The 23,692-nt window shown below is 56.6% G+C and carries 22 protein-coding genes; 17 read left to right on the top strand and 5 right to left on the bottom strand.

The genetic code is table 11. The features are described 5' to 3' along the window. Positions 1 to 8 precede the first annotated feature (8 nt). Complete coding sequence (locus G7G_RS0106160; protein ID WP_010439605.1) at positions 9 to 1,079, top strand: site-2 protease family protein; 1,071 nt, start codon at positions 9 to 11, stop codon at positions 1,077 to 1,079. 7 nt (positions 1,080 to 1,086) lie between these two features. Here the strand turns inward: G7G_RS0106160 and aroB are convergent, their stop codons facing one another. Next, positions 1,087 to 2,196: a 3-dehydroquinate synthase gene (aroB, locus tag G7G_RS0106155; protein ID WP_010439603.1), complete on the bottom strand. Its 1,110-nt coding sequence runs from the start codon at positions 2,194 to 2,196 to the stop codon at positions 1,087 to 1,089. Then, the gene (locus tag G7G_RS0106150; RefSeq protein WP_010439601.1) at positions 2,196 to 2,783 is read right to left on the bottom strand and encodes a shikimate kinase; all 588 of its coding nucleotides are present in this window, start codon (positions 2,781 to 2,783) and stop codon (positions 2,196 to 2,198) included. Before G7G_RS0106150 ends, aroB begins: the two co-directional genes overlap by 1 nt. Positions 2,784 to 2,862: 79 nt before the next feature. On the opposite strand from G7G_RS0106150, the gene G7G_RS24505 reads away from it, so the two are divergent. The 9 genes from G7G_RS24505 (at position 2,863) to G7G_RS0106105 (ending at position 14,419) form a co-directional block, all read left to right on the top strand. Beyond that, positions 2,863 to 3,012, top strand: a complete 150-nt coding sequence (locus G7G_RS24505; RefSeq protein WP_010439599.1) for a hypothetical protein — start codon at positions 2,863 to 2,865, stop codon at positions 3,010 to 3,012. Further along, positions 3,002 to 4,528 carry a hypothetical protein gene (locus G7G_RS0106140; RefSeq protein WP_010439598.1) on the top strand — a complete coding sequence of 509 codons (1,527 nt, stop codon included), beginning with the start codon at positions 3,002 to 3,004 and terminating at the stop codon, positions 4,526 to 4,528. Before G7G_RS24505 ends, G7G_RS0106140 begins: the two co-directional genes overlap by 11 nt. A gap of 2 nt (positions 4,529 to 4,530) precedes the next feature. After that, positions 4,531 to 5,487, top strand: coding sequence for a tyrosine recombinase (locus tag G7G_RS0106135; RefSeq protein ID WP_010439597.1), 957 nt, complete (start codon positions 4,531 to 4,533; stop codon positions 5,485 to 5,487). Positions 5,488 to 5,550: 63 nt separating this feature from the next. Further along, positions 5,551 to 6,858, top strand: a complete 1,308-nt coding sequence (locus G7G_RS0106130) for an HlyC/CorC family transporter (protein WP_010439596.1) — start codon at positions 5,551 to 5,553, stop codon at positions 6,856 to 6,858. A 105-nt stretch (positions 6,859 to 6,963) separates the two neighbouring features. Continuing rightward, the gene (locus tag G7G_RS0106125; RefSeq protein ID WP_010439595.1) at positions 6,964 to 9,381 is read left to right on the top strand and encodes a GcvT family protein; all 2,418 of its coding nucleotides are present in this window, start codon (positions 6,964 to 6,966) and stop codon (positions 9,379 to 9,381) included. A gap of 31 nt (positions 9,382 to 9,412) precedes the next feature. Further along, positions 9,413 to 10,027: a nucleotidyltransferase family protein gene (locus G7G_RS0106120; RefSeq protein ID WP_010439593.1), complete on the top strand. Its 615-nt coding sequence runs from the start codon at positions 9,413 to 9,415 to the stop codon at positions 10,025 to 10,027. 747 nt (positions 10,028 to 10,774) lie between these two features. Next, entirely contained in the window at positions 10,775 to 12,211 is a 1,437-nt protein-coding gene (locus G7G_RS0106115; protein WP_010439591.1) for a Do family serine endopeptidase, read from the top strand. Between the two features lie 164 nt (positions 12,212 to 12,375). Further along, complete coding sequence (locus G7G_RS0106110) at positions 12,376 to 13,056, top strand: response regulator transcription factor (RefSeq protein ID WP_010439589.1); 681 nt, start codon at positions 12,376 to 12,378, stop codon at positions 13,054 to 13,056. Further along, the gene (locus G7G_RS0106105) at positions 13,049 to 14,419 is read left to right on the top strand and encodes a sensor histidine kinase (RefSeq protein WP_010439588.1); all 1,371 of its coding nucleotides are present in this window, start codon (positions 13,049 to 13,051) and stop codon (positions 14,417 to 14,419) included. Before G7G_RS0106110 ends, G7G_RS0106105 begins: the two co-directional genes overlap by 8 nt. A 36-nt stretch (positions 14,420 to 14,455) precedes the next feature. Here G7G_RS0106105 and G7G_RS0106100 read toward each other — a convergent pair whose 3' ends face one another. Further along, the gene (locus G7G_RS0106100) at positions 14,456 to 15,679 is read right to left on the bottom strand and encodes a cytochrome P450 (protein ID WP_010439585.1); all 1,224 of its coding nucleotides are present in this window, start codon (positions 15,677 to 15,679) and stop codon (positions 14,456 to 14,458) included. Between the two features lie 91 nt (positions 15,680 to 15,770). On the opposite strand from G7G_RS0106100, the gene G7G_RS0106095 reads away from it, so the two are divergent. After that, positions 15,771 to 16,118 carry a TfoX/Sxy family protein gene (locus tag G7G_RS0106095; RefSeq protein ID WP_010439582.1) on the top strand — a complete coding sequence of 116 codons (348 nt, stop codon included), beginning with the start codon at positions 15,771 to 15,773 and terminating at the stop codon, positions 16,116 to 16,118. A gap of 59 nt (positions 16,119 to 16,177) precedes the next feature. Here G7G_RS0106095 and ndk read toward each other — a convergent pair whose 3' ends face one another. Both ndk and G7G_RS0106085 read right to left on the bottom strand, forming a co-directional pair. Continuing rightward, on the bottom strand, positions 16,178 to 16,600 hold the full coding sequence (gene ndk / locus G7G_RS0106090; RefSeq protein ID WP_010439579.1) for a nucleoside-diphosphate kinase: 423 nt from the start codon (positions 16,598 to 16,600) through the stop codon (positions 16,178 to 16,180). A 104-nt stretch (positions 16,601 to 16,704) separates the two neighbouring features. Beyond that, positions 16,705 to 17,907, bottom strand: coding sequence for a multidrug effflux MFS transporter (locus G7G_RS0106085; protein ID WP_010439577.1), 1,203 nt, complete (start codon positions 17,905 to 17,907; stop codon positions 16,705 to 16,707). Between the two features lie 105 nt (positions 17,908 to 18,012). Between G7G_RS0106085 and G7G_RS0106080 the strand changes: the two genes are divergently transcribed. From G7G_RS0106080 to G7G_RS0106055, 6 genes are read left to right on the top strand one after another with little or no spacing between them, the layout of a single operon-like run. Further along, the gene (locus G7G_RS0106080) at positions 18,013 to 19,866 is read left to right on the top strand and encodes an ABC-F family ATP-binding cassette domain-containing protein (protein ID WP_010439575.1); all 1,854 of its coding nucleotides are present in this window, start codon (positions 18,013 to 18,015) and stop codon (positions 19,864 to 19,866) included. Next, on the top strand, positions 19,863 to 20,483 hold the full coding sequence (locus tag G7G_RS0106075; protein ID WP_010439573.1) for a MarC family protein: 621 nt from the start codon (positions 19,863 to 19,865) through the stop codon (positions 20,481 to 20,483). The genes G7G_RS0106080 and G7G_RS0106075 overlap by 4 nt, the downstream gene beginning before the upstream one ends. A 41-nt stretch (positions 20,484 to 20,524) precedes the next feature. Beyond that, positions 20,525 to 21,106: a retropepsin-like aspartic protease family protein gene (locus G7G_RS0106070; RefSeq protein ID WP_010439569.1), complete on the top strand. Its 582-nt coding sequence runs from the start codon at positions 20,525 to 20,527 to the stop codon at positions 21,104 to 21,106. Positions 21,107 to 21,155: 49 nt separating this feature from the next. Then, a complete protein-coding gene (locus G7G_RS0106065; protein WP_037320815.1) occupies positions 21,156 to 21,782 on the top strand; it encodes an ImuA family protein in 627 nt (208 codons plus the stop codon). Between the two features lie 43 nt (positions 21,783 to 21,825). Continuing rightward, positions 21,826 to 23,040 carry an MFS transporter gene (locus G7G_RS0106060; protein ID WP_010439563.1) on the top strand — a complete coding sequence of 405 codons (1,215 nt, stop codon included), beginning with the start codon at positions 21,826 to 21,828 and terminating at the stop codon, positions 23,038 to 23,040. Continuing rightward, entirely contained in the window at positions 23,037 to 23,633 is a 597-nt protein-coding gene (locus G7G_RS0106055; protein WP_010439561.1) for a YceI family protein, read from the top strand. Before G7G_RS0106060 ends, G7G_RS0106055 begins: the two co-directional genes overlap by 4 nt. The last annotated feature ends 59 nt before the right edge of the window (positions 23,634 to 23,692 follow it).

The raw sequence follows: 23,692 nt of genomic DNA, 5'->3' as shown, positions 1-23,692 counted from the left end.
GACTAAATATGGCATGGTCCTTCTCACTTGGCCGATTACTCGGCTCGGAACTGAGGGTCCATGTCACCTTCTTTTTGCTGCTCGCCTGGGTTGGTTTTGCGGCCTATTCCAGCGGCGGCTTGCCTGCGGCGATTGACAATGTCGTATTCGTACTCGCCTTGTTTGCCTGTGTTGTGGCGCATGAGTTCGGCCACGCGCTGATGGCGCGGAGATATGGCATCCGTACCCCTGACATCACTCTGTTACCGATTGGCGGGCTGGCGCGTCTTGAGCGAATGCCAGAAAAACCGATGCAAGAGGTCTGGGTCGCCCTCGCTGGACCCGCCGTAAACATCGCGATTTGGGCGATTCTTGTTGTCTTGGGGGCAAGCATACAACTTGGTTCACTCGACCAGATTGACTCGGCCGCAACCGGCCTGCTCAGCCGTTTGGCCTATGTGAACCTGCTATTGGCGGCCTTTAACATGATCCCGGCTTTCCCGATGGATGGAGGACGCGTCTTCCGCGCCTTGCTGTGCATGAAAATGGAACGCGCCAAGGCAACCCGCATTGCTGCACTCGGTGGTCAGATCGTTGCTGTCGGGCTTGGATTTCTGGGGCTGACCTCAGGCAATCCAATATTGGTCCTGATCGCCGTCTTTGTTTTCATAGCTGCTAACGCCGAGAATCAGGACGTTGCGTTGCGTTCAGTTGCACGGCGTGTGATGGCTCGGGATGCGATGATCACCGAGTTTAAGGCGTTATCGCCGGACGATACATTGGCAACAGCAGCACAAGCAGTCATTCACACAACCCAGCACGAGTTTCCGGTACTGGCACTAAACGGCAGTCTTATGGGGTTCGTGACCCGTGATCGCCTGTTTACCGCATTGGCGGGTGACCATCCCCGCTCGGAATTGGCGGTCTCGATTATGGATACCAATATTCCGCAGGTTGAGCTGACCAGCGGATTGGACAAAGTCCTGAATGGCCTACACAAAGGTGCGCCCGCGATTGCCGTATGCACCAAATCGGGGCACATGGTCGGCTATATCACGCGTGAAAATATCGGCGAGTTGATGGTGATCCAGGGGCGCTAAGCCTCAATCACACCTCCAACGCGTCCTTAAGTACAGAAACCACCGTCTCGCGGGGCACATCCGGTGTGACGAAAGCTTGCCCGATCCCTCGCGCCATAATGAACCGCAACTGACCGTCCATGACCTTTTTGTCCTGCGCCATCAGATCGACCAGCGTTTCCGCATCCGGCAACTCACCCGGGATATCAGCAAGGTCCGTCTTCATACCCATCGCGCTCAAATGCGCCCTGACGCGGCTCGGGTCTTCTTGCGAACACAAGCCCAACCGAGAAGAAGTCTCAAACGCCAGCGCACACCCGATGGCGACACCTTCGCCGTGCAACAAGCGATCTGAATAGCCCGTTGCGGCCTCAAGCGCGTGACAGAAGGTATGACCCAGATTGAGCAAAGCCCGGTCGCCCTGCTCGGTCTCATCACGCGCCACGATATCGGCCTTCATCTGAACCGAGCGTGTGACAGCCTGCACCCGCGCTGCCATGTCGCCGGACGTCAACAGAGGCCCGTTATCTTCTAGCCACTCAAAGAACTGGGCATCACCCAACAGTCCGTATTTGACGACCTCACCATATCCAGCGAGAAAGTCTCGCGTCTGTAACGTGCCCAGCACGTCAGTATCGGCCAATACCAGTGACGGCTGATGAAACGCGCCGATCAGGTTCTTGCCCTGCGGCGCATTGATCCCGGTCTTGCCGCCAACCGAGCTGTCGACCTGCGCCAACAGCGAGGTCGGTATCTGAACAAAGCTCACTCCGCGCCGCATCACTGCAGCAGCAAAACCCGCCAGATCGCCGATCACCCCGCCACCAAGCGCAACGACAATGTCGTTCCGTTCAACCTTTTCCGCCAGCAACCATTCCACCGCGCGCTCAAAATGCGGCCAGCTTTTGGTTGCCTCACCGGCTGGAAGCGCCAGCGCAGTCATCTTGATACCGGCTGACGCCAATCCATCACGCAGGGCATCCAGATGCATTCCCGCGACCGTTTCATCGGTCAGAACCGCGACACGCGGACGCTTTAATAACGGGGCAATCCGTTCCCCAGATTGCGCCAAAAGTCCGGGGCCGATTTCAACATCATAAGAACGCTCGGCCAGGTCAACATGTACAGTTTGATGCATTAATTTCGTTCCAAAATATCTGGGCGTGTCACCAAGGCGGCGATGACCCGATCCACCATATCTTCGATTGCGGTCTCACCATCCGAGTCCGCCACCAGATCAGATTGTTCATAGATCGGCACCCGCGCTTCATACAAGTCGCGCAGCGTCGCATAGGGGTCCGCTGTACGCAGCAGAGGCCGCGTATCCTTGTGTTTGACACGATTCCACAGCACATCCAAATCAGCCTTTAACCAAACCGAGGCACCACGATCCGAGATCATTTTGCGATTACCTTCGGCAAGAAACGCACCACCACCTGTCGACAGGATACCTCTTTCTTCGTCTAAAAGCCGCCCGATAATCTGACTTTCCTTGCTGCGAAAGAACGCTTCTCCATCCCGTGCGAAGATTTCAGGGATGGTCATGTTGGCTGCCGATTCGATTTCGGTATCGCTGTCAAGAAAAGGAACACCCAGCCGGGCAGCCAGCGCACGACCCACGGCTGTTTTGCCTGCCCCCATCATTCCAACCAAAACGACGGTTTTGTGCAGTCGAAACTGCGTCGCTGTGTCAGAAGGCACCGTGTTATGCTTAATTTCGCTCATTTCGTCGTGAATGACGTGATCTTAGGGAAAATGCTAGTTATAACTTGGCCAAAAGCAAAAATTGAGGCAGCGTTCACCCATGGGCCGTTTGATCAAGTTCCTGATATACATCATTTGCCTGTGTTTCATCGGGCTGGTTGGGTATGCCTATATCGGGCCGTATTTCGGCGCGGACTTCTCCGCCCCGAAAAATGAAATTCGCGAGCCGGTCATCCTGAATGCAGACTAAAGGCACCTTACTGGCGCTTTTTCTGGCCGGAACCGCACAGGCGCAAACGCAAGAGCCATTGTCAGTCATCGACTGGCTAACTGACCCGCCAGAAAACCTGCCGGGCACGGTGCTGATGGAACCCCCTGTGACGCAGACGGGACTGCAACCCGAGGTGCAGGTCACCCCGTTGGAGGCGCTGTCCCCTCCTCTGGGGTTGGTTGCGTCTTCAGTCACTGGTCTGCCGGTGGACCTGTGGCGCAGCAGCGATGCTGATCGGCTCGCGGATTTGATCTCGAAGGTACAGGTCAAGTCCAACCCAGCGATGCAACGATTGTTGTTTACGTTGCTCTTGTCCGAAGCCCGCGCCCCAGCGGGTGGGCAGGCGGAAGACACATTGCTGATGGCGCGACTCGAACGTCTTATGCAATTGGGCGCATCCGATCCGGTGCAATCCTTGGTTCAACTGGCCGGTCCGACCGATACGCAAGACCGCTTTAGACGTTGGTTCGATGCCACGTTGCTGACCGGTGACGAAGATCGAAGCTGCACAGCCCTTATCGCACAGCCGAATTTATCAAGGAACTACGCCGCTCAGATATTCTGTAAGGCGCGCCGAGGGGATTGGTCCTCGGCAGCGCTTACACTTGAAGCAGCACATGCGTTGCAGGTCTTGCCCGACGATCAGCTTGCCCTGCTCGATCGCTTTCTCAGCCCTGAATTGTTCGAAGGGGCCGAGTATCTTCCACAACCCGAAGATCCTGATCCTCTCACCTTCCGAATGTTCGAAGCCATTGGTGAACGCCTGCCCACGGCATCTCTGCCTCGGGCCTTTGCAAACGCTGATTTGCGGGACGTTGCGGGGTGGAAAGCTCAGATCGAAGCTGCCGAACGGTTGACGCGGATTGGTGCTCTGACGCCAAACCAGTTGCTTGGCCTTTATACCGAACGCTCCCCTGCAGCCTCAGGTGCGGTATGGGATCGTGTCTCAGCCATACAAAAGTTCGAAGCCGCGCTCGAAACTGGCAAGCCGGTGCCAGTTTCAAACGCGTTAACAGCTGTTTGGGCACAGATGAAATCGGTCGGCCTGGAAGTGCCCTTTGCCGAATTGTTTGCGCCGCGTCTGGCATCAATGAAGTTGCCCGATCAGACTGCAGAAAACCTCCGTTGGCGTATTCTGCTTTTGTCCGAGCTTTATGAAGACGCGGCACGCACGATGCCTGACGAGTCGGACGCCAACAAGTTTTTGTCCGCCCTTGCACAAGGCGATCCGCAGCGCGCGCCCTCTCCTACCCCACTCGCTGATGCCATTTCACAAGGTTTTGCCTGGTCTGCGCCTGTCCCTTCGGACATAAACGCCATGCTGCTCAATGATCAGTTGGGCGAGGCCATTCTGGAAACGATGCAGTTGTTCGCCCATGGCGCGCGCGGCAATCTGGTGGATCTGACGGCCGCGATTGCCACGTTCCGACGTGTCGGGCTCGAAGATACCGCGCGCCGAGCTGCATTACAGCTCATGATCCTGAACGGGGCCTGAGGATGACCGCACCCTCGTCTCAGGATCTGTGGGTTTCCACCTTCCTCGAAGCGCAAGCCGCCGAACTCGGGGCTGCAACCAATACCTTGCTTGCATACGGACGCGACCTTAAGGATTTCTCAGACTGGCTGACACGACGAAAGTCTGGCTTTGCCGAGGCTGACCGAGACGGGATCGAAGGCTACTTGATCGACTGCGATGCGCAGGGCCTGTCCCGCGCCACCCGCGCGCGGCGGTTGTCTGCGATCAAGCAGTTGTATCGATTTGCGTTCGAGGAGGGATGGCGTGACAGCAACCCCGCGATCCAGATCAAAGGCCCCGGACGTGCGAAACGACTGCCCAAAACGCTGGATGTGCCTGAGGTTGACCGCCTGCTTGCCGCAGCACGCCGAACGGGTCGGTCCGAAGCCGACAGAATACGCAACACCTGTTTGATGGAGCTTCTTTACGCAACAGGGATGCGGGTGACTGAACTTGTGTCGTTGCCGGTAAGCTCTGCCAGAGGCGACCCCCGGATGCTGTTAGTTCTAGGCAAAGGTGGCAAAGAGCGGATGGTCCCGCTATCCCCTCCCGCGCGCGAAGCGTTAAGCGGATGGCTCATGGTCCGCGATGCGGCTGAAGAGCAAGCGATAAAAAAAGGTGCACAGGCATCACGTTTTCTGTTTCCTTCGCGCGGGAAATCAGGGCATTTGACACGGCATCGCTTCTTCCTTCTGGTCAAGGAACTGGCCGTCGAGGGCGGCGTTTCACCCGAGAAGGTCACCCCGCACACACTGCGCCATGCGTTTGCGACGCATCTGCTGGCCAATGGTGCGGATTTACGCTCGATCCAGACACTTCTGGGCCATGCGGATGTCGCCACAACCGAGATTTATACCCATGTTCTGGATGAACGCTTGTCGGAACTGGTGCTGGAACACCACCCGCTTGCCAAGGATGACACCACAGATCAAGGCTAACCCCTTGATCGGACGTGGTCGCAGCCCCATAACGGATGCAGCAACAAGAATAACCTAGGACCGATGGAACCCACCTCTTCTTTGCTCGACAGTGCATTCTGGATCACGACAGGATCCATTCTTCTTCTCCTTGTGCTATCGGGCTTTTTCTCTGGCTCGGAAACCGCCCTGACTGCGTCATCACGCGGAAAGCTAAGGGCGCAGGCTGACAAAGGTTCACGCGGGGCGCAGATGGCGCTGGATATTACCGACGACAACGAACGCCTGATCGGCTCGGTCCTGTTGGGCAATAACCTTGTCAACATCCTTGCCGCTTCGCTGGCCACAGCACTGTTTACGCGGCTATTCGGCGAAAGCGGAGTGGCATTGGCGACGCTAGTGATGACCTTGCTGGTGTTGATCTTTGCCGAAGTGCTGCCCAAGACCTACGCTATTACAAACGCTGAAAAGGCTGCCGCATGGGTCGCGCCTGTTATCGGTGTTGTCGTGACGGTGTTTTCGCCCGTCGTAGCCGCCGTCCGGCTTCTCGTGCGCGGAGTGCTGCGCTTGTTTGGCGTAAAAATCGACCCTGACAGCAACATTCTCGCGGTGCGGGAAGAAATCGCTGGCGCGCTGCAACTGGGCCATTCCGAAGGAGTTGTCGAAAAGGAAGATCGCGACCGTATTCTGGGTGCGCTGGATCTTGGTGATCGCGCGGTGGAAGAGATCATGCTCCATCGCTCGAATATTGAGATGATTGATGCCGATGATGAACCCGAGGCGATCCTTAAACAATGCCTGGAAAGCCCCCACACCCGCCTGCCGGTTTTTCGGGAGGAACAGGAAAACATCGTGGGTGTGGTCCATGCCAAGGACTTGTTTCGCGCGATGTACGCCCAAGTCGGCGGTGCAGATGGCGATCCGGAGCGGCTTAAGAATTTCGACATCGCAAAGGTGGCTAACGATCCTTATTTCGTTCCTGAAACCACCACTCTGGACGACCAGATGCGCGAGTTTCTTAGGATGCATAGCCATTTCGCGCTTGTTGTGGATGAGTATGGATCGCTGCGCGGATTGATCACGCTCGAGGATATTCTGGAAGAAATCGTCGGTGAGATCGCCGACGAGTTCGACATCGACGAAGAAGTACCCGTCACCCGCACCGATGATGGCCAATTCCTCGTCGAAGGTGCAATGACCATCCGCGACGTCAATCGCGCCCTCGACTGGGCCCTGCCGGACGAAGAAGCCAACACTTTGGCTGGTCTTGTCATTCACGAAGCACAGATGATCCCGATCGTTGGGCAGGTGTTTTCATTTCACGGCTTTCGGTTCGAAGTCACCGCACGCGAGGGTAACCGGATCACGGCCCTCAAAGTGCGACCTCTTTAGGTTCGGCAGCGTTCGCAATTGACAAGCGACGCGCAGTGTCGCGAACGGAATAGTATTGCGCCAGAGCCCTCGGCAGGCTCGGCCAAAAGCCGAGGGAGATGCATCGTGAAAACCACCACCCGTGTTGTAGTGATTGGCGGGGGCGTCGTCGGATGTTCGGTCCTCTATCATCTGACCAAACTTGGATGGTCGGATGTGATGCTGCTGGAACGGTCCGAGCTGACGAGCGGGTCGACCTGGCACGCGGCAGGTGGTTTCCACACGCTGAACGGCGACACTAACATGGCCGCCCTGCAGGGCTATACCATACGGTTGTATAAAGAGCTGGAAGAGATCACGGGCATGTCTTGCGGCCTGCACCATGTGGGCGGCGTCACTCTGGCCGACAATCAGGACCGGTTCGACATGCTACTGGCCGAGCGCGCCAAGCACCGGTTCATGGGCCTTGAGACCGAGATTGTCGGGCCAGAAGAGATCAAGAAGATCGCTCCAATCACCAACACCGATGGTATACTTGGCGCGCTTTATGACCCCCTAGACGGGCATTTAGACCCTTCGGGCACCACCCATGCCTATGCCAAGGCCGCGCGTATGGGCGGCGCCACGATCGAAACCCATTGCATGGTGCGCGAGACCAACCAGCGCCCTGACGGCACATGGGATGTGGAGACCGACAAAGGCACTATCCATGCCGAACATATCGTCAATGCAGGCGGCCTTTGGGCACGCGAAGTCGGCGCGATGGCCGGTATCTATTTCCCGCTTCATCCGATGGAACACCAATATCTGGTTACTGACTCCATCCCTGATATCGAGGCCATTATCGACGCGGGTGGCGAGCACCCGCATGTGATGGATCCTGCTGGAGAAAGCTATCTGCGGCAGGAAGGGCGCGGGCTGTGCATCGGCTTCTATGAACAACCCTGTAAGCCCTGGGCTGTTGACGGAACCCCTTGGGAGTTTGGCCACGAGTTGCTGCCCGATGATTTCGACAAGATCACCGACAGTATCGAATTTGCATACCGACGCTTCCCTGTGCTGGCTGAGGTGGGGGTCAAATCGGTCATCCACGGACCGTTTACTTTTGCCCCCGATGGCAATCCCCTGGTCGGGCCTGTGCCCGGCGTGCGAAACTACTGGTCGGCCTGTGGTGTCATGGCCGGTTTCAGTCAGGGTGGTGGCGTAGGCCTGACTCTCGCACAATGGATGATCGAAGGCGAACCTGGACGCGATGTGTTTGCGATGGATGTGGCCCGGTTCGGCGACTGGATCAGCCCCGGTTACACGCGCCCCAAAGTGATTGAGAACTATCAGAAACGGTTCAGCGTCGCATATCCGAACGAAGAGCTGCCTGCCGCACGCCCAAACCGAACCACGCCGATGTATGACATCTTCAGCGATCTCGGTGCCGTATGGGGGCAGCAGTACGGGTTGGAGGTTCCGAACTACTTTGCCAAAGGGGATGAACCAGATTTCGAAACACCCTCCTTCCGCCGCTCCAACGCTTTTGAGGCCACTGGTCGAGAAGTCCGCGCCGTGCGCGAAGGTGTGGGGATCAACGAGGTTCACAATTTTGGCAAATACCGCATCACCGGTGCCGGTGCCCGCGCATGGCTGGATCGCATCATGGCTGGCCGAATTCCGAAACCGGGTCGTGTCTCGTTAACGCCCATGTTGTCGCCCAATGGCAAGTTAATCGGGGATTTCACCGTGTCCTGCCTGAACGAAAATGAGTTTCGCGTCACGGCCTCATATGGCAGCCAGGCGTTTCACATGCGCTGGTTCCTGCAAAATCAGGACGAAGGCGTAAACATCGAAAACATCAGTGACCGGTTGAACGGCTTTCAGATTGCTGGCCCCAAGGCCACCGAAGTCCTGTCGGCCTGTACCCGGGAAGATGTCAGTTCACTAAGGTTCCTTGACGTGCGTGAGATGACCATCGGAATGACCGACTGCATCGTTCAGCGTGTCAGCTATACCGGTGACTTGGGATATGAGATCTACTGTGATCCTGTGGCGCAGCGGCAGCTTTGGTGGACCTTATGGCAGGCCGGCCAACCTCATGGCATCGCACCATTTGGGATGCGTGCGATGATGAGCCTGCGTTTGGACAAGTTCTTTGGGTCGTGGATGCGCGAGTTTTCGCCGGATTATACTGCCGCGGAAACCGGTCTGGATCGGTTCATCTCATTCTCAAAGAACAGCAACTTCATTGGCCGCGCAGCTGCCGAGACCGAACGCGCTGCTGGCACCAATCGCCGTTTGGTTGCGTTCGAGGTCGATGCAGCCGATGCCGATGTTAACGCGTATGAACCGATATGGATTGATGGTTCAGTTGTCGGCTTCTGCACGTCAGGCGGGTATTCCCACTATGCACGCAAATCGATAGCAATGGGATTCCTGCCAACCGAACAAGCAACCGAAGGTTGCGAGGTTTCGATTGAGATACTGGGCAGGATGCGCGCGGCCCGTGTGATCACCACGCCTCTGTTTGATGCCGACGGTGCAAGAATGCGGGGATGACACAATCTGACCTTAGCGGCATGGTGGCGAGATGAAAGAGATTCCCATCATACTGCTCGCCGCTGGCCAATCCTGCCGTATGGGTGGGACCGATAAGCTGATGCAGCCAGTGGGTGGCGTGCCGCTGCTGCGCCGTGTCGCGCAAAGAGCGATTGCCGTTGGTCCTGTTTTCGTTGCCCTGCCCCCGATGCCTCATCCACGCTATACGGTGTTGAAAGATCTCGATGTGCTGCCGGTCGAAATCCCGGACGCACGGGAAGGTATCAATGCCAGTCTAAAGGGGGCGATGGCTGCAATCCCAGCCGATGCGAAGGCAGTGATGATCCTCTTGTCCGACTTGCCGGACCTTACGACTGCAGATCTACGCAATGTCCTGCAATCGGTCAAAACCCATCCTGCCAATCGAATTTGGCGCGGTGCGACCAACCAGGGCGTCCCTGGGCACCCGGTGATCTTTGATCGCTCTCTCTTTGCAGAACTGATAGACCTGACCGGTGACAGTGGCGCGCAATCTGTCGTACGGCGTCACAAGGATGCAGTTCACCTTCATCGCCTGCCCAGCCAAAATGCGCTGTTGGATCTAGATACACCAGAGGATTGGGCAGAGTGGGTAGCCCGCCAACCTTCTGGGCTTCACCCGAAATAAACACGGCCCGGTCGTTTTCGACCGGGCCGTATGCCCAAAAACAGGACTACCACTTTCACCAATCTCTAAAGCACTATCAGATCGCCAATCAGGCTGTCCGACTTTGAGCTGCAGAACCTAAACAAGACCCCCTCGTTAACATGCCGCTCAGCGCTGTGGAGACTGAGATGTGCCTTTGACACCCCCTAGTGTCTCAGGCCCCCTTCACTTGGGCATAACCAATGTCGCCGATCAGATGCGTTCAAACAATGTAAAATTGGAAGAAATGGTAAATTTGAGCGAAGACGGTTTGGCTTTTGCGCAACAATACAACGCTCAAGACTCTACCAGTGGTTGCAACTCCTTAACTCTATTCGGAGCAAATACAGCGTTAATAGTTCATCGATACGCCCATTGCGCCTATTTCATAGACACCTACACACGCACTCAAAGATTAGATCGATTGCGCGATACAACTTTAAGGGGAGAAATTCGACGGGCCGTCCACGTGCCGTTTCTTTGTTAACAAAAATGATTCAATTCAATACTTTTCCGAAATTATTGACTTCGTCGGCAACAATCCACCGATTCTCCCCGATTCTCCCAAGCTGATTCTCGCTGTTAAGCCCTTTCGAACAGAGTCATTAAAGCGGCGAAACGTGGCGAAATTAAGGTTTCTTAATTTTTCTCTCAGGATATCCCAAGGTTGCTGGGGCATCTCCTGTCTGAACGCGCGGGATCAACCGCCAAACACAGACAGGAGTCAAAATGAGCATCCGGAAATCCTCACTGCTTCTTCCAAGCACATCCAGCTGGATGGGGGCTGGCGCACTGGGCGCGGCAATGCTGGCCACAACCGTTCTGCCCGCAATGGCAGACGAGGCGCTGGCTGATCTGGTCGAAACGGTTTCACCCTCGGTGGTGACAATCATCGCCAAACAAGACGCAACGCCAAAACAGGCGCAGGGGCAGGACTTCAATTTCGAAGGTCACCCCTTTGGTGAATTCTTTGAACGCTTTGGAGGCCCGGAAGGGTTCAACATGCCGCAGCGCGGTCCAAGCCAGGGTTTGGGCTCTGGATTCGTGCTGGACGAGGCGGGTTACATCGTGACCAATCACCACGTTGTCGACAACGCAACCGAAGTGACCGTCCGCCTGAGCGATGACCGTACGTTCCAAGCTGAAGTCATAGGCACCGATCCGCTAACGGATATTGCCGTACTCAAGATCGATGCCGGAGAAGACTTGCAGGCCGTCGAAATGGGTGACAGCGATGTCATTCGCGTCGGCGAAGATGTGGTGGCCATCGGCAACCCGTTTGGTCTGAACGCGACTGTTACGACTGGCATCGTATCTGCGAAGGGCCGCAATATATCGGAAGGTCCTTACGCCGAGTTCATCCAGACTGATGCTGCCATCAACAAGGGTAACTCGGGTGGACCGCTGTTCAATATGGAAGGCGAAGTAATCGGGGTGAACTCGGCAATCTATTCGCCTAGCGGAGGCTCGGTAGGATTGGGTTTTGCGGTCACATCCAATATTGTCGACCACATCACTGCCGATTTGCTGGATGACGGTGAAGTCAGCCGCGGTTGGTTGGGTGTTTCGATTCAGAATGTGAGCCCCGAATTGGCGGCAGCAATGGGAGTTGATGTCGCTACCGGCGCCCTGGTATCCGATGTTGTCCCGGACAGCCCCGCCGATGGCGTGCTGCAGCAAGGCGACGTGATCCTGACTTTCAACGACGATGCCGTTGAATCCAGTAATGAACTCCCTGTTCTGGTTGGAACCACCAAGGTTGGCACCGACAGCACATTGACAGTTCTGCGCAACGGCAAGGAAGAACAGATCAAGCTGACGATCGGCCAACATCAGGCGGCATCGGCGGCTACTGACAGCGTGGCGGAAGACAAGTTCGAAGGCACCAAGCTTGGCGTTATCGTGGCTCCGCTGACTGAAAGCGCCCGTGCAGAAGTTGGCGTCGCGGAAACTGTAGATGGCGTTGTTGTCACCGATCTCCAGCCCGAAAGCCCTGCGGCCAAAGCTGGTTTGCAACGCGGCGATGTAATCGTCCGGCTGGGCAATCTGGATACGGTTTCGCCGGATGCGCTGAAGGAAGCACTGGAAAGCGAAAAGACCGATCCAGCGTTGGTTCTTATCAACCGTGGCGGCAACCAAATATTTGTCGCGGTCGAAATCGTCTGACCACACACCTAAGCGCGCCACATGATGGGGAAATCTGGTGCGCTTATTTCTGGCCGACGCGGATTGTCCACGCGCCGCCGGAACAGCCGGGTGCGGCATCGCACCCGGCATGTTTTTTTCAAACAGTATGTGTGTTTAAATCCCGATGTGAAGGAGCCCTGATTATGAGTAGACGCCTGTTAATCGTTGAAGATGACCAAGACACACGGGACTTCATTGCCAAAGGGTTTGGCGAAGAAGGGTACGTTGTCGAAGTTGCATCAGACGGCCGCGAAGGGTTGTACCACGCCACCGATGGCGGATTTGACGCAGTCGTGCTGGATCGAATGTTGCCAGGCTTGGACGGGTTGTCGCTGATCAAATCAATGCGTGCGGCCGGGGTAAAAACACCTGTGCTGATGCTAACCGCCATGAGCGCGGTCGACGAACGCGTCAAAGGCCTGCGTGCTGGTGCTGACGACTATTTGGTCAAACCATTTTCGTTCCAGGAGCTCCACGCTCGGATCGAGGCGCTGCTGCGCCGCCCACAAGAGTCAGAAGAAACCCCTTCCCTCGCCTGCCGCGATCTTGAGATGGATTTGTTGACCCGCAAAGTCACGCGCAGTGGCCGGGAAATCACTCTAACCCCGCGCGAATTTCAGATTCTGGAGTTCTTTCTGCGGCGCAAGAACCGAGTCGTCTCGCGCACCATGTTGCTAGAAGGGGTGTGGGACTATCACTTTGATCCGAACACCAATGTAGTCGACGTGCATATCTCGAAGCTTCGCCGCCAACTCGATGAAGACGGGGCCGACCCGATTATTGAAACGGTCCGAGGGGCCGGTTACATGGTTTCGGATGGATAACCTGCGCCTGTCGCTCAAAAATTCTCGTACGCGGCTGGTTCTGGCCAGTATGGTTCTCAGCACGTTGCTAACAGCGGCGGTGCTTGCGATGGTCTATGTGACTGCCAACCGCACGATTACGGGCGAAACGCGCTCGGTCGTGTCGGCTGAGCTCACCGGATTGGCGGATGAATATGAACGGCACGGCATGATCGGTTTGATCACTGCGATCGAGAGGCGATTGCCAACAGCGGCCGAGCGCGATGCGTTGTATCTGTTAACCGGTCGGCAGGGTACAAAGCTGGCAGGAAATTTATCTCATTGGCCCGAAGGAATCACGGCGGGCAGTGGGTGGGTCGACCTGCAGTTGCGCAAAGGGGATACCGATCAACACGTTCCGATTTCTGCTGCTTCCATCAGATTGCCGGGTGGCGAAAGATTGCTGGTTGGACGAGATGCGCTGGCCAGACAGCAATTTGATCGCGTTCTTCTCCGCTCGGTCGCCCTGGCACTGGTGACCGCACTTGCGCTAAGCCTGTTGACCGGTTGGCTGCTAACTCGGCTTGTGTTCTCGCGGCTAAAGGATATTGCCGACACCGCCGACAATATCGTATCAGGCGATCTGGCGCTGCGCATGCCCTTGCGCGGAACAGGTGACGAATTCGACCAAGTTGCAGGCACTTTGAACAATATGCTTGATCGCATCGAAGAGTTGATCAGCAACCTGCGCACAACTTCCAACTCAATCGCCCATGACCTGCGCTCGCCCCTGTCGCGACTTCGTCAGCGCGTCGAGTCTCTTGCCGAACCCGGAAAAAGCGAACAGGACCGTGATATCGACTTGGCCCGTGCGACTGGGGAAATTGATCATCTGCTGCGCGTCCTCAGCCAATTGACCGAGATCTCGCGGGCAGAAGCCGGTTTGGGGCGCGAGCAGTTCGAGCAGGTTAATTTGCTGCAACTGGTCGGGGATGTGGTTGAACTGTATGAACCTGTCGCTTCTGATCAGAACATCCGACTTGAAGTTGTTGGTAACGCCGAACCGATCCAGGGTCACCGCCCACTTCTCTCTCAGGCATTGTCAAACCTGCTCGAAAACGCGATGCGCTATGCGCCTCCCGGTACTGCGATCACCATCGAAATCCGGGAAGATGATGATTATGCATTGCTTAGCGTCCGAGATCGTGGCCCCGGTGTTCCGGAAAACGATCTGTCACGGTTGCAGATGCCCTTCGTCACACTTGATCCCGCACGGACTGAACGCAACGCGGGGCTAGGTCTCGCACTTGTAGCCGCCATCTCGCATATGCACGGGGGTAGCTTTCAGGCGCGTAACCGCAAGCCCGGACTGGAGACGACTCTGAGACTTTATCGCAAATCTTGATAATTCAAGAGCGGCCCGCAAGACGTTGTAATATAATCAAAGAACTGCAGGCAGAGAGGCGTACCCGTGAAAGCGAATGCGGCCACCTCGCACCCTAGGTCCCTGAACTTGGCAATCAGGAAACCGGTTCAGCAATCGCCCTAGCGCCACGCGACCTTCAAGCCGCGCAAGAGTCAGGCCAACGCAGACATGCGGACCGCCTGCGAACGCCAGATGCCGGTTCGGTTTGCGCGTGATGTCAAAACGCGTCGGGTCGGGAAAGACCTCAGGATCGCGGTTCGCCGCACCGATACAGAGGTGCAGGTTCGTTCCTTTGACGATCAGATGTCCCCCGATCTCAACCTCAGCCGTGGTTTCCCTGTTGCCAAACTGATTGGGGGACCGAAAGCGCAAGACCTCCTCGACTGTCGAAGCGATCAGGTCAGGATTATCCAGCAGGCGTTTGCGTTGTGCCGGGTGGTCGTTCAGCAATGCCAACCCATTGCCGATCAGATTGGTGGTGGTCTCATGGCCGGCGTTCAGGATGAAGATGCAATTCTGTAACAGCTCAATTTCGCTTAATTTTTCGTCTGCACCCTCACCTCGGATCAGGCGGGTCAAAACATCAATCTCAGGATCACCCGGTTTTGCACGGCGACGGGCAACGAGGTCCTGAAGGTAGGCTTTGAACTCACATACCGCGCTGTGGCCTATTTCCAGCTGAGTGTCCGTCAAAGCGGGTTCCAAAGCACCAAGAATAGCTAAAGACCAATCCCTTAGCGGTGCACGTTCATCCATAGGGACGTCCAGCAGATTACCAATGATCTGGATCGGAATCGTCGATGCAAAATCCTCAATCAGATCCACCTGTGCTTTGCCTTCCATGTCGTCGAGCAATACATCAACAGTTTCGATCAGACCCGGCTCCATCCGCGCAATTGCGCGCGGCGTCAGGGCCGAGGTCATGATTTTGCGCACCCGTGTGTGGAGCGGCGGGTCAGAGAACACCAGCGACGTTGTGTGATGCTCGAACAACGGCGAGCCAACTCCAAATTTCGGACCAAACGCTGCCTCTTTGTCCGAAGAATAGAGCGTCGTGTTGCGATAAATCGCATCCAGATCTGCATGACGAGACAACAGTACGGAACCATCTGGTTGACGCAGTATCGGTGCGTATTCGAGCAAAGCATCGTAAAAGGGAAATGGGTCATCGACAAACCCCTCAGGTGGGTTTGTCAGGTCCAGATTTTGCGCAAGATTCTTTAGGCTTATGTCGTTCATGCTTCGCCCCCCTGACGTTTGGGTAGCGGAATAGACTGCAGCAAACAACCTTGTCGGATGACAGGCCACGTCGGACCGGATAAGACAAGACATGTCTGACCCGATTTCATCAATCCGCAATCTTGGCCCAGCGTTCGAACAAGCCTGCACACAGGCGGGAATTATGACAGCTCAGGAGTTGCGCGATCTTGGTGCTGATGAGGCATATGCTCGCCTGTTGCAAGCTGGAACCCGCCCGCATTTCATCGGCTATTATGTCTTAGTCATGGGCTTGCAAGGGCGCCCATGGAATGACTGTAAAGGCGAGGAAAAGAAGGCATTGCGTGAACGGTTCGATGCGATCAAGGCCAGCACCAGTCGGGCGCCTGAAAGCCAGTTGATTTCAGATCTGGATGCCGTTGGCGTGCGTGTATCGGCAAGTGACCTCAAACCTGTCTAAGCAACAAAAAATGCCGCGCCCAACAAGGGCACGGCCAAAAACTTTGATCTGACGAAAGATTAGCCGACCAGCTCGATGCCCGAGAAGAAGTAGGCGATCTCAACCGCTGCAGTTTCCGGAGCGTCCGAACCGTGGACCGAGTTTTCGCCAACCGACTCGGCGAATTCGGCGCGGATGGTGCCGGGGGCAGCATCAGCGGGGTTGGTCGCACCCATAACTTCACGGTTCTTCGCAATTGCGCCTTCGCCTTCCAGAACCTGGACAACAACCGGTGCCGACGACATGAATTCGCACAGTTCGTCATAGAACGGACGCTCAGCATGGACGTCGTAGAACTTGCCTGCTTGGGATTTGGTCATGTGGATGCGCTTTTGCGCAACGATGCGCAGGCCAGCTTCTTCAAACTTGGCATTGATCTTGCCAGTCAGATTGCGGCGGGTTGCATCGGGCTTGATGATCGAGAATGTGCGTTCCAGTGCCATATTGGCCTCTCCTTGACTTAAGGGCGCAAAACCTGCGCCGAAATCCATCGCGCGCCGCCTAACACGGTATTTGTCTCATGAAAAGCGTTATGATCGTTTATCGCTCAGATCGCCTCAGGCAGTGGGTCGGTACGATCTAACCGTCGGACATAGAGCACTGCCAGCAAACCAACAAAGCTGCTGCCGCACATCATGCTCAGTACAAGATAAGGCCCGTTTTCGGGGCTCACAAAAGTCCCGGTCATCATGGTCAAGACTGCACCCAGTGCCACGATCAGTGCGCCTGACAGGCCGGCAGCACTGCCTGCCAGTTTCGGGCGTACCGACATCACCCCGGCCGAGGCATTTGCATTGGTCAGACCATTTCCGAAACCCACGCAAATAGCTGATCCGAAAAACACCCAGACCGAGCCCATGTTGCCGATGAACAGCAGCAATCCGCAGAACGGCCCAACCGACGCCACGATCCGACCGAACAGGATCATTGTGGTGAGTTGAGTGCGCTTTGCGATGCGCCCGGTGACAAAATTGCCGACCATAAAACCGCCCGTGATAATCCCGATCCCAAGGCCCAGCATTGCGGGGCTCAGATCGAACCAGGCCGCAGCGACTAGCGGTGCGCCGGTGATGAAACTGAAAAAACCACCGATGGAGAACGCAGCGCATAAGGCATAGCCCCAGAACCTGCGTGCGCGAAACAGATGCGGGTATTCGCGCATCTGCGCAGCGAAAGTCGACGAGCGATTGGTGTTGGTTTCACCCATGTCGAACCACAACAGCAGTAGTACCCCTGCCCCAAGCAGCGAATACATTACGAACCCGGCGCGCCAACCGAACAGCATGTCCAGCGCGCCGCCCAGCATCGGTCCAAGCATCGGTGCCAGAGCCATCGCCATCGCGACATAGCCCAGTTTGCTGGCTGCTTCATTTGGGGGATATCGGTCGCGGATCGAAGCGCTCGACAGAACCGGCCCGGCCACCACCGCCGCCTGAACCATCCGAAATGCAAGGAATGCCCAGATCGAGTCTGCCAACACGCACCCGATTGATGCGACAACAAATATTGTCATCGCGATCAGCAGAACCGGCCGACGCCCGTAACGATCTGAAAGCGGCCCGACGATCAACTGCAAGGCTGCCGAGACACATAGATACCCGGCCACAGATACGTTCATCAGGCCATAATCCACACCAAAATCTTCGCTCATATGCGCCAGCGACGGCAGGAACATGTTCAGTGTCAGAACCGAGAGTGCCGTTGCAAAGATCAGCGTTATCAGGGTCGGAGGTGATTGAGCCGGACGCATATCGAAACCGTTTGGAAGACGAACCGGAACAGCGCTAACACATTGCTTCTGGCTTGAACATGGTGACCTCTGGCGGCGTCTTTGATGCTCTGATAAGAGCGCCTCATGCTACGGATTGAGAATATAAATTATGCCGTTGAAGGCCGTCCCCTGTTCGACGGGGCCAGCGCGACCATTCCCGACGGCCACAAGGTCGGCCTTGTCGGGCGCAATGGTACCGGAAAGACGACGCTCTTCCGGTTGATCCGTGGTGAGCTGTCGCTGGAATCAGGCAATATCTCGTTACCGAAACGCGCGCGGATCGGCGGCGTGGCGCAGGAGGTGCCGTCGTCGGATGTCTCGCTGATCAACACCGTTCTGGCAGCGGATGTCGAACGAAGTTCATTGATGGCCGAAGCTGACAGCGCGACCGACCCGGATCGGATTGCCGAGATTCAAACACGTCTGACTGATATCGACGCTTGGTCGGCTGATGCGCGCGCGGCCTCGATCCTCAAAGGACTGGGCTTTGACGATGAAGATCAGCTGAAGCCCTGTTCTGATTTCTCGGGCGGCTGGCGGATGCGCGTGGCGCTGGCGGCAGTGCTGTTTTCACAGCCCGATCTGCTGCTGCTGGACGAACCGACCAACTATCTGGACCTCGAAGGTGCGCTGTGGCTGGAAAGCTATCTGGCGAAATACCCGCATACTGTCATCATCATCAGCCACGACCGTGGGCTTCTAAATCGTGCGGTGGGCTCAATTCTGCATCTCGAAGACCGCAAGCTGACATATTATGCGGTTCCCTACGACAAGTTTGCTGAACGCCGCGCCGAACGTCTGGCGCAGGCAGAATCCGAGAATGCCAAAGCCAAGGCGCGCATCGCACATTTGCAAAGTTTCGTGGATCGCTTCCGTTACAAAGCGTCAAAGGCGGTTCAGGCCCAATCCCGCCTCAAAATGATTGAGCGCATCCAGCTGGTCTCAACCCCACAAGAGGCAGCTTTGCGCGCCTTTTCCTTCCCCGAGCCGGAAGAGCTGTCGCCCCCGATCATCCAGCTTGAGGGCGGTGTGACTGGCTATGGCGAGACCGAGGTTCTGCGACGACTGAACCTACGCATTGATCAGGACGATCGCATCGCTTTGCTGGGCAAGAACGGTCAAGGCAAGTCGACCCTTTCGAAACTGCTGTCCGACCGACTGCCCCTGATGGCGGGAAAAATGACCCGCAGTTCCAAGCTGCGCATCGGCTATTTCGCACAGCATCAGGTGGATGAGCTGCATGTGGACGAAACGCCTTTGGATCACCTGCGCCGCCTGCGCCCGAATGAGGCACCCGGCAAGTGGCGCTCGCGCCTGGCGGGGTTCGGGTTGAATTCGGATCAGGCGGAAACGCTGGTCGGTCGCCTGTCGGGCGGACAAAAGGCGCGTTTGTCGCTGCTGCTCGCGACCATCGACGCGCCGCACATGTTGATCCTCGACGAACCGACCAACCACCTGGACATCGAAAGCCGTGAGGCGTTGGTTGAGGCGCTGACTGCCTATTCCGGCGCGGTTATCTTGGTCAGCCACGACATGCACCTGCTGTCGCTGGTCGCCGACCGGCTTTGGTTGGTCTCTGATGGCACCGTCAAACCGTTCGATGGCGACCTTGAGGCCTATCGCGCCCTTCTTTTGGCCCGCGAAAAACCGGTCAAAGTGAAACCACAGACCGCCAAACCCAAACGTGCATCACGCGAGACGGTATTGGCCCTACGCGCGGATCTGCGCAAATGTGAAGATCGGGTCAAGAAACTCACGGATATGCACGACAAGCTATCGGCCAAGCTGGCGGATCCGGAGCTCTATAAAGACGACCGGATCAACGATCTGGAAACCTGGAACCGCAAGTTCGCCGAGGTGGTCGAGGCCATGCAAAAAGCTGAGGCCCTTTGGGTTGCCGCCGCAGAACGCTTGGAACAGGCAGAGAGCGCAGCATGATCGACATGGCCTTTTTCGTAACTGCTTTCACCACGATGTTCGTGGTGATCGACCCGTTCGGCACTACGCCGGTCTTTGTTGCTTTGACACAGGACATGGATGCCGCAACGCGCCGTAAGATTGCCATTCGCAGTTGCTTGACCGCCGTTTTCATCCTGATCGCCTTTGCCGCGTTTGGTGAGGCGGTTCTGGGCTTTATTGGTATCTCGATGCCTGCGTTCAAAGTGGCCGGCGGCGCATTGTTGTTCCTGACAGCGCTCGACATGCTGTTCGAGCGGCGCAACAAGCGGCGTGAGAACCGTGCAGAAGAGGAAGAGCATCCTGACCCGTCGGTGTTCCCGTTGGCCATTCCGTTGATCGCAGGCCCCGGGTCGATTGCAACCATCATTCTATTGGCAGGACAAAACCCCGGCATTCAGGGGATCGCAGCCGCCTGTGCCGTCATGCTGGGCGTCATGCTGGTTGTTTTTGTGTTCTTTCTGGCCGGAGGTCTGATTGCTCGCATCTTGGGCAAAACCGGGTTGAACGTACTGACACGGCTGCTGGGTATGCTGCTGGCCGCACTATCGGTTCAGTTCATCCTGGATGGCCTCAAAGCCTTTGGTTTCGCCTCCTGAGGCACCATATTGGCATCAGACAACTGTATTCGGGTGATTGAATGGACGGCGAAGATTTTGGGCGATTGACCTATCTGGTTCTGCTGGGAGCCGCCCTGTTGATGTGGTTTTTCACTCAAAACCGCCAGTCATTGGGCAAAACCATGCAGCAGGTCGCGGCTTGGGTGTTCATCTTTATTGGCGTTATCGCCGTAGTCGGGCTGTGGGATGACATCCGTTCGACCGTCAGCCCTACCCCACAGCTGACCGTAACCGATCAGAGGATCGAAGTGCCCCGTTCGTATGATGGACACTACTATTTGCCGATGCTTGTAAATGGCAAAGCCGTGACCTTTCTGGTCGATACCGGGGCCAGCAATATCGTCATTAGTCCGAAAGATGCCGAACGAATTGGAATCGATACGGATCAATTGAACTATCTCGGCCGCGCCTCAACGGCCAATGGTATCGTGCGCACCGCGCCGGTTCGGTTGGACAGCTTGTCTCTGGGCCCGATTACTGATCGCAATATCCCGGCCTCGATCAATGAGGGCGATCTGGATCAATCGCTGCTGGGGATGGAATATCTGCATCGGTTCTCGAATATCCAGTTTGCTGACGGACGCCTGATTTTGTCGCGCTGATGGCAATCCTCAATTGAGAACAAAGTAAGAACATGCTAGTTTGATCAGCATGTCCACCCATCTTCTTGGCCGCAAGCCCGCGCGCACCCCGCCCGGGGTGGCCCTGCACCCACAGATCAGCCTACAACTGGCCCGTGTGCACGAGGCCTGCGGCCCTGCTCGACGCAGTTTTGCCCTGTGGGTGGCGGGGCAAACTCAGGGTCCGGTAATGTGGATTGCCCCGGCGTGGGAGGTCGTCCAGCTGCATCCCGAAGGCATGTTACCTTTTGCTGACCCGTCCCGGTTTCTGCTGATCCGCCCTGATAAACCCGAAGACCTATTGTGGTGCATGGAAGAAGCCTTGCGCAGTGGTGCTGCGCCCCTGGTTATCGGCGACCTGCCCGGCCCGCCGGGTCTGACCCCTGTTCGGCGGTTGCATCTGGCCGCCGAACAGGGTGGCACATCGGGTCAGGCCCCTCTGGGACTGTTGCTGACACCTGACGATGGCGGCGCGCAGGGGATCGAGACGCGCTGGCATATGGAGCCGACTTATCGGGACGAGGCCTGCAGTTGGCGCCTGACCCGCCGCCGCGCCCGCGCCCTGCCCCCGGCCAGTTGGCACGTGACGCGGACGGCCCCACATTTCGGCCTGCAGTTACAACAGATCAAAACCGAAGACGCACCCACGTTCACATAACTTGTGACTGGTCAAAGCAGAACATGCACCCTAGCGTGCCCGCATGACACATCCGATCCATGACAGCCGATACTCCTGGCTTCGCCTGCTGATCACTCTGGCGATCGCAACGGTGGTCAATGTGGGTATGTGGGCTGTAGTTGTCGTGATGCCCGCCATCGAGGCCGATTTTGGAGCAGGCAGAGCTGCCGCATCGATGCCCTATACGCTCACCATGATCGGTTTTGCCTTTGGAAACATGTGGCTTGGCAAGCTGGTGGATAATCTGGGCGTGACAAAGGCTCTGATCGGGGCCGCCCTATTAAGCGCATTAAGCTATTTGCTGGCCACGCTTGCACCGAACATTGCCCTCCTTTCAGTCGCGCATCTGTTGCTGGGTCTTGGAACATCGATCGGGTTTGGGCCACTGATCGCCGATATCTCGCATTGGTTCATGCGCAGGCGCGGGGTTGCTGTGGCGCTGGTGGCCAGTGGCAACTACCTTTCAGGTGCAATCTGGCCTACGCTGTTATCGGGCATTCTGCAGCGCGAAGGATGGCAACAGGTTTATCTGAGCCTCGCCCTCATCACATTGGTCGTTGTCATACCCCTGTCCCTGCTCCTACGTCGCCAAGTTCCGGTCGAAGCGCACAGCACCGCAGCTGCCGCAGCAGAGATCAAAGCACAAAGCGTCGGCTTTTCACCCCGCACCCTGCAATACATCCTCGGGCTGGCTGGTATCGGATGTTGCGTGGCCATGTCGATGCCGCAGGTCCATATAGTGTCTTATTGCGTCGGCCTTGGCTACGGTCCGGCGGTCGGAGCTGAAATGTTATCATTGATGCTGCTGGGAGGCGTTGTCAGCCGGGTGATTTCAGGGCTGGTCGCGGACCAATTGGGAGGGCTTACCACCCTTTTGATCGGCTCGATCCTTCAGTGCATCGCTCTGTTCCTGTTCCTGCCTTACGACGGTATGGTGTCCCTGTACGTTGTCAGCATGCTGTTTGGATTGGCGCAGGGTGGTATCGTTCCAAGCTATGCTTTGGTTGTGCGCGAATACATGCCGCCACAAGAGGCCGGAGCGCGTGTGGGTTTTGTCATGATGATGACCATTCTGGGCATGGCGCTGGGCGGCTGGATGTCCGGCTGGATCTACGATGTAACCGGCAACTATCAACTCGCCTTTATCAACGGCATCGTTTGGAATGGCATGAACATCGCCATCCTGCTGATGCTCTTGAAACGCTCAAGGCCACGCGGCGACACAGCAATGGCATGACCGATCACACGCGCCGCACACTCATCGCTGGCCTTGCGGCTCTACCGTTCGCGCGCGACGCTCATGCAGCACTCACCCCGTACGTTCTGGCAACGGAGCGCCGCTCGGTCGAATTTACCTACACTCTGTCTGGCACAGCACAAACAGGTACGATGCCAGTTCAGTCGGCGCAGATTTTAATCGACACGAGACGCCTTCAAAACAGTAGGGTCGATGTTGCGATGGACGTGGCCCGAGCTCGTACGAAATTACCCTTTGCGCGCGGCCCGATGTTAGGCAGCAGCGTGTTGAACGCCGCCCGATATCCAACCATTCGGTTCGTCACGACCAAAATTCAACTTGGACCCACTGGTCGCATCTCGGAAGGCGCGACAGTAACGGGTGACCTGACAGTGCGTGATGTAACTCGTCCCGTAACGCTGAAGGCCGATCTTTATCGAAGACCGGGCAGCGCAGTGGATGATCTGGACACCCTATTCATAAGGCTGGTGGGCGCGCTTAATCGGCACGAATTTGGTGCGTCAGGCTATCCTGATCTGGTACAGCCAATGATTGGTTTAAACATCCGAGCCGAAATCATTCGACAGGATTAGCCAAGGAACGCCAAAAAACGACGCTAAGGTGTCGAATAGACACGCGCAATTCGTGACAA

The sequence above is a fragment of the Ruegeria conchae genome (genome assembly GCF_000192475.1).
Lineage (GTDB): Bacteria > Pseudomonadota > Alphaproteobacteria > Rhodobacterales > Rhodobacteraceae > Ruegeria > Ruegeria conchae.
Note: the sequence above shows the minus strand (reverse complement) of the source record. Positions and strands in the feature narration are given on the sequence as shown.

What these genes read in the sequence shown, in the direction of transcription:
- G7G_RS0106160 (WP_010439605.1), top strand. Translation starts at nt 9, where the DNA reads ATGGCATGGTCCTTCTCACTTGGCCGATTACTCGGCTCGGAACTGAGG.
- aroB (WP_010439603.1), bottom strand. Translation starts at nt 2,196, where the DNA reads ATGCATCAAACTGTACATGTTGACCTGGCCGAGCGTTCTTATGATGTT.
- G7G_RS0106150 (WP_010439601.1), bottom strand. Translation starts at nt 2,783, where the DNA reads ATGAGCGAAATTAAGCATAACACGGTGCCTTCTGACACAGCGACGCAG.
- G7G_RS24505 (WP_010439599.1), top strand. Translation starts at nt 2,863, where the DNA reads ATGGGCCGTTTGATCAAGTTCCTGATATACATCATTTGCCTGTGTTTC.
- G7G_RS0106140 (WP_010439598.1), top strand. Translation starts at nt 3,002, where the DNA reads ATGCAGACTAAAGGCACCTTACTGGCGCTTTTTCTGGCCGGAACCGCA.
- G7G_RS0106135 (WP_010439597.1), top strand. Translation starts at nt 4,531, where the DNA reads ATGACCGCACCCTCGTCTCAGGATCTGTGGGTTTCCACCTTCCTCGAA.
- G7G_RS0106130 (WP_010439596.1), top strand. Translation starts at nt 5,551, where the DNA reads ATGGAACCCACCTCTTCTTTGCTCGACAGTGCATTCTGGATCACGACA.
- G7G_RS0106120 (WP_010439593.1), top strand. Translation starts at nt 9,413, where the DNA reads ATGAAAGAGATTCCCATCATACTGCTCGCCGCTGGCCAATCCTGCCGT.
- G7G_RS0106115 (WP_010439591.1), top strand. Translation starts at nt 10,775, where the DNA reads ATGAGCATCCGGAAATCCTCACTGCTTCTTCCAAGCACATCCAGCTGG.
- G7G_RS0106110 (WP_010439589.1), top strand. Translation starts at nt 12,376, where the DNA reads ATGAGTAGACGCCTGTTAATCGTTGAAGATGACCAAGACACACGGGAC.
- G7G_RS0106105 (WP_010439588.1), top strand. Translation starts at nt 13,049, where the DNA reads ATGGATAACCTGCGCCTGTCGCTCAAAAATTCTCGTACGCGGCTGGTT.
- G7G_RS0106100 (WP_010439585.1), bottom strand. Translation starts at nt 15,679, where the DNA reads ATGAACGACATAAGCCTAAAGAATCTTGCGCAAAATCTGGACCTGACA.
- G7G_RS0106095 (WP_010439582.1), top strand. Translation starts at nt 15,771, where the DNA reads ATGTCTGACCCGATTTCATCAATCCGCAATCTTGGCCCAGCGTTCGAA.
- ndk (WP_010439579.1), bottom strand. Translation starts at nt 16,600, where the DNA reads ATGGCACTGGAACGCACATTCTCGATCATCAAGCCCGATGCAACCCGC.
- G7G_RS0106085 (WP_010439577.1), bottom strand. Translation starts at nt 17,907, where the DNA reads ATGCGTCCGGCTCAATCACCTCCGACCCTGATAACGCTGATCTTTGCA.
- G7G_RS0106080 (WP_010439575.1), top strand. Translation starts at nt 18,013, where the DNA reads ATGCTACGGATTGAGAATATAAATTATGCCGTTGAAGGCCGTCCCCTG.
- G7G_RS0106075 (WP_010439573.1), top strand. Translation starts at nt 19,863, where the DNA reads ATGATCGACATGGCCTTTTTCGTAACTGCTTTCACCACGATGTTCGTG.
- G7G_RS0106070 (WP_010439569.1), top strand. Translation starts at nt 20,525, where the DNA reads ATGGACGGCGAAGATTTTGGGCGATTGACCTATCTGGTTCTGCTGGGA.
- G7G_RS0106065 (WP_037320815.1), top strand. Translation starts at nt 21,156, where the DNA reads ATGTCCACCCATCTTCTTGGCCGCAAGCCCGCGCGCACCCCGCCCGGG.
- G7G_RS0106060 (WP_010439563.1), top strand. Translation starts at nt 21,826, where the DNA reads ATGACACATCCGATCCATGACAGCCGATACTCCTGGCTTCGCCTGCTG.
- G7G_RS0106055 (WP_010439561.1), top strand. Translation starts at nt 23,037, where the DNA reads ATGACCGATCACACGCGCCGCACACTCATCGCTGGCCTTGCGGCTCTA.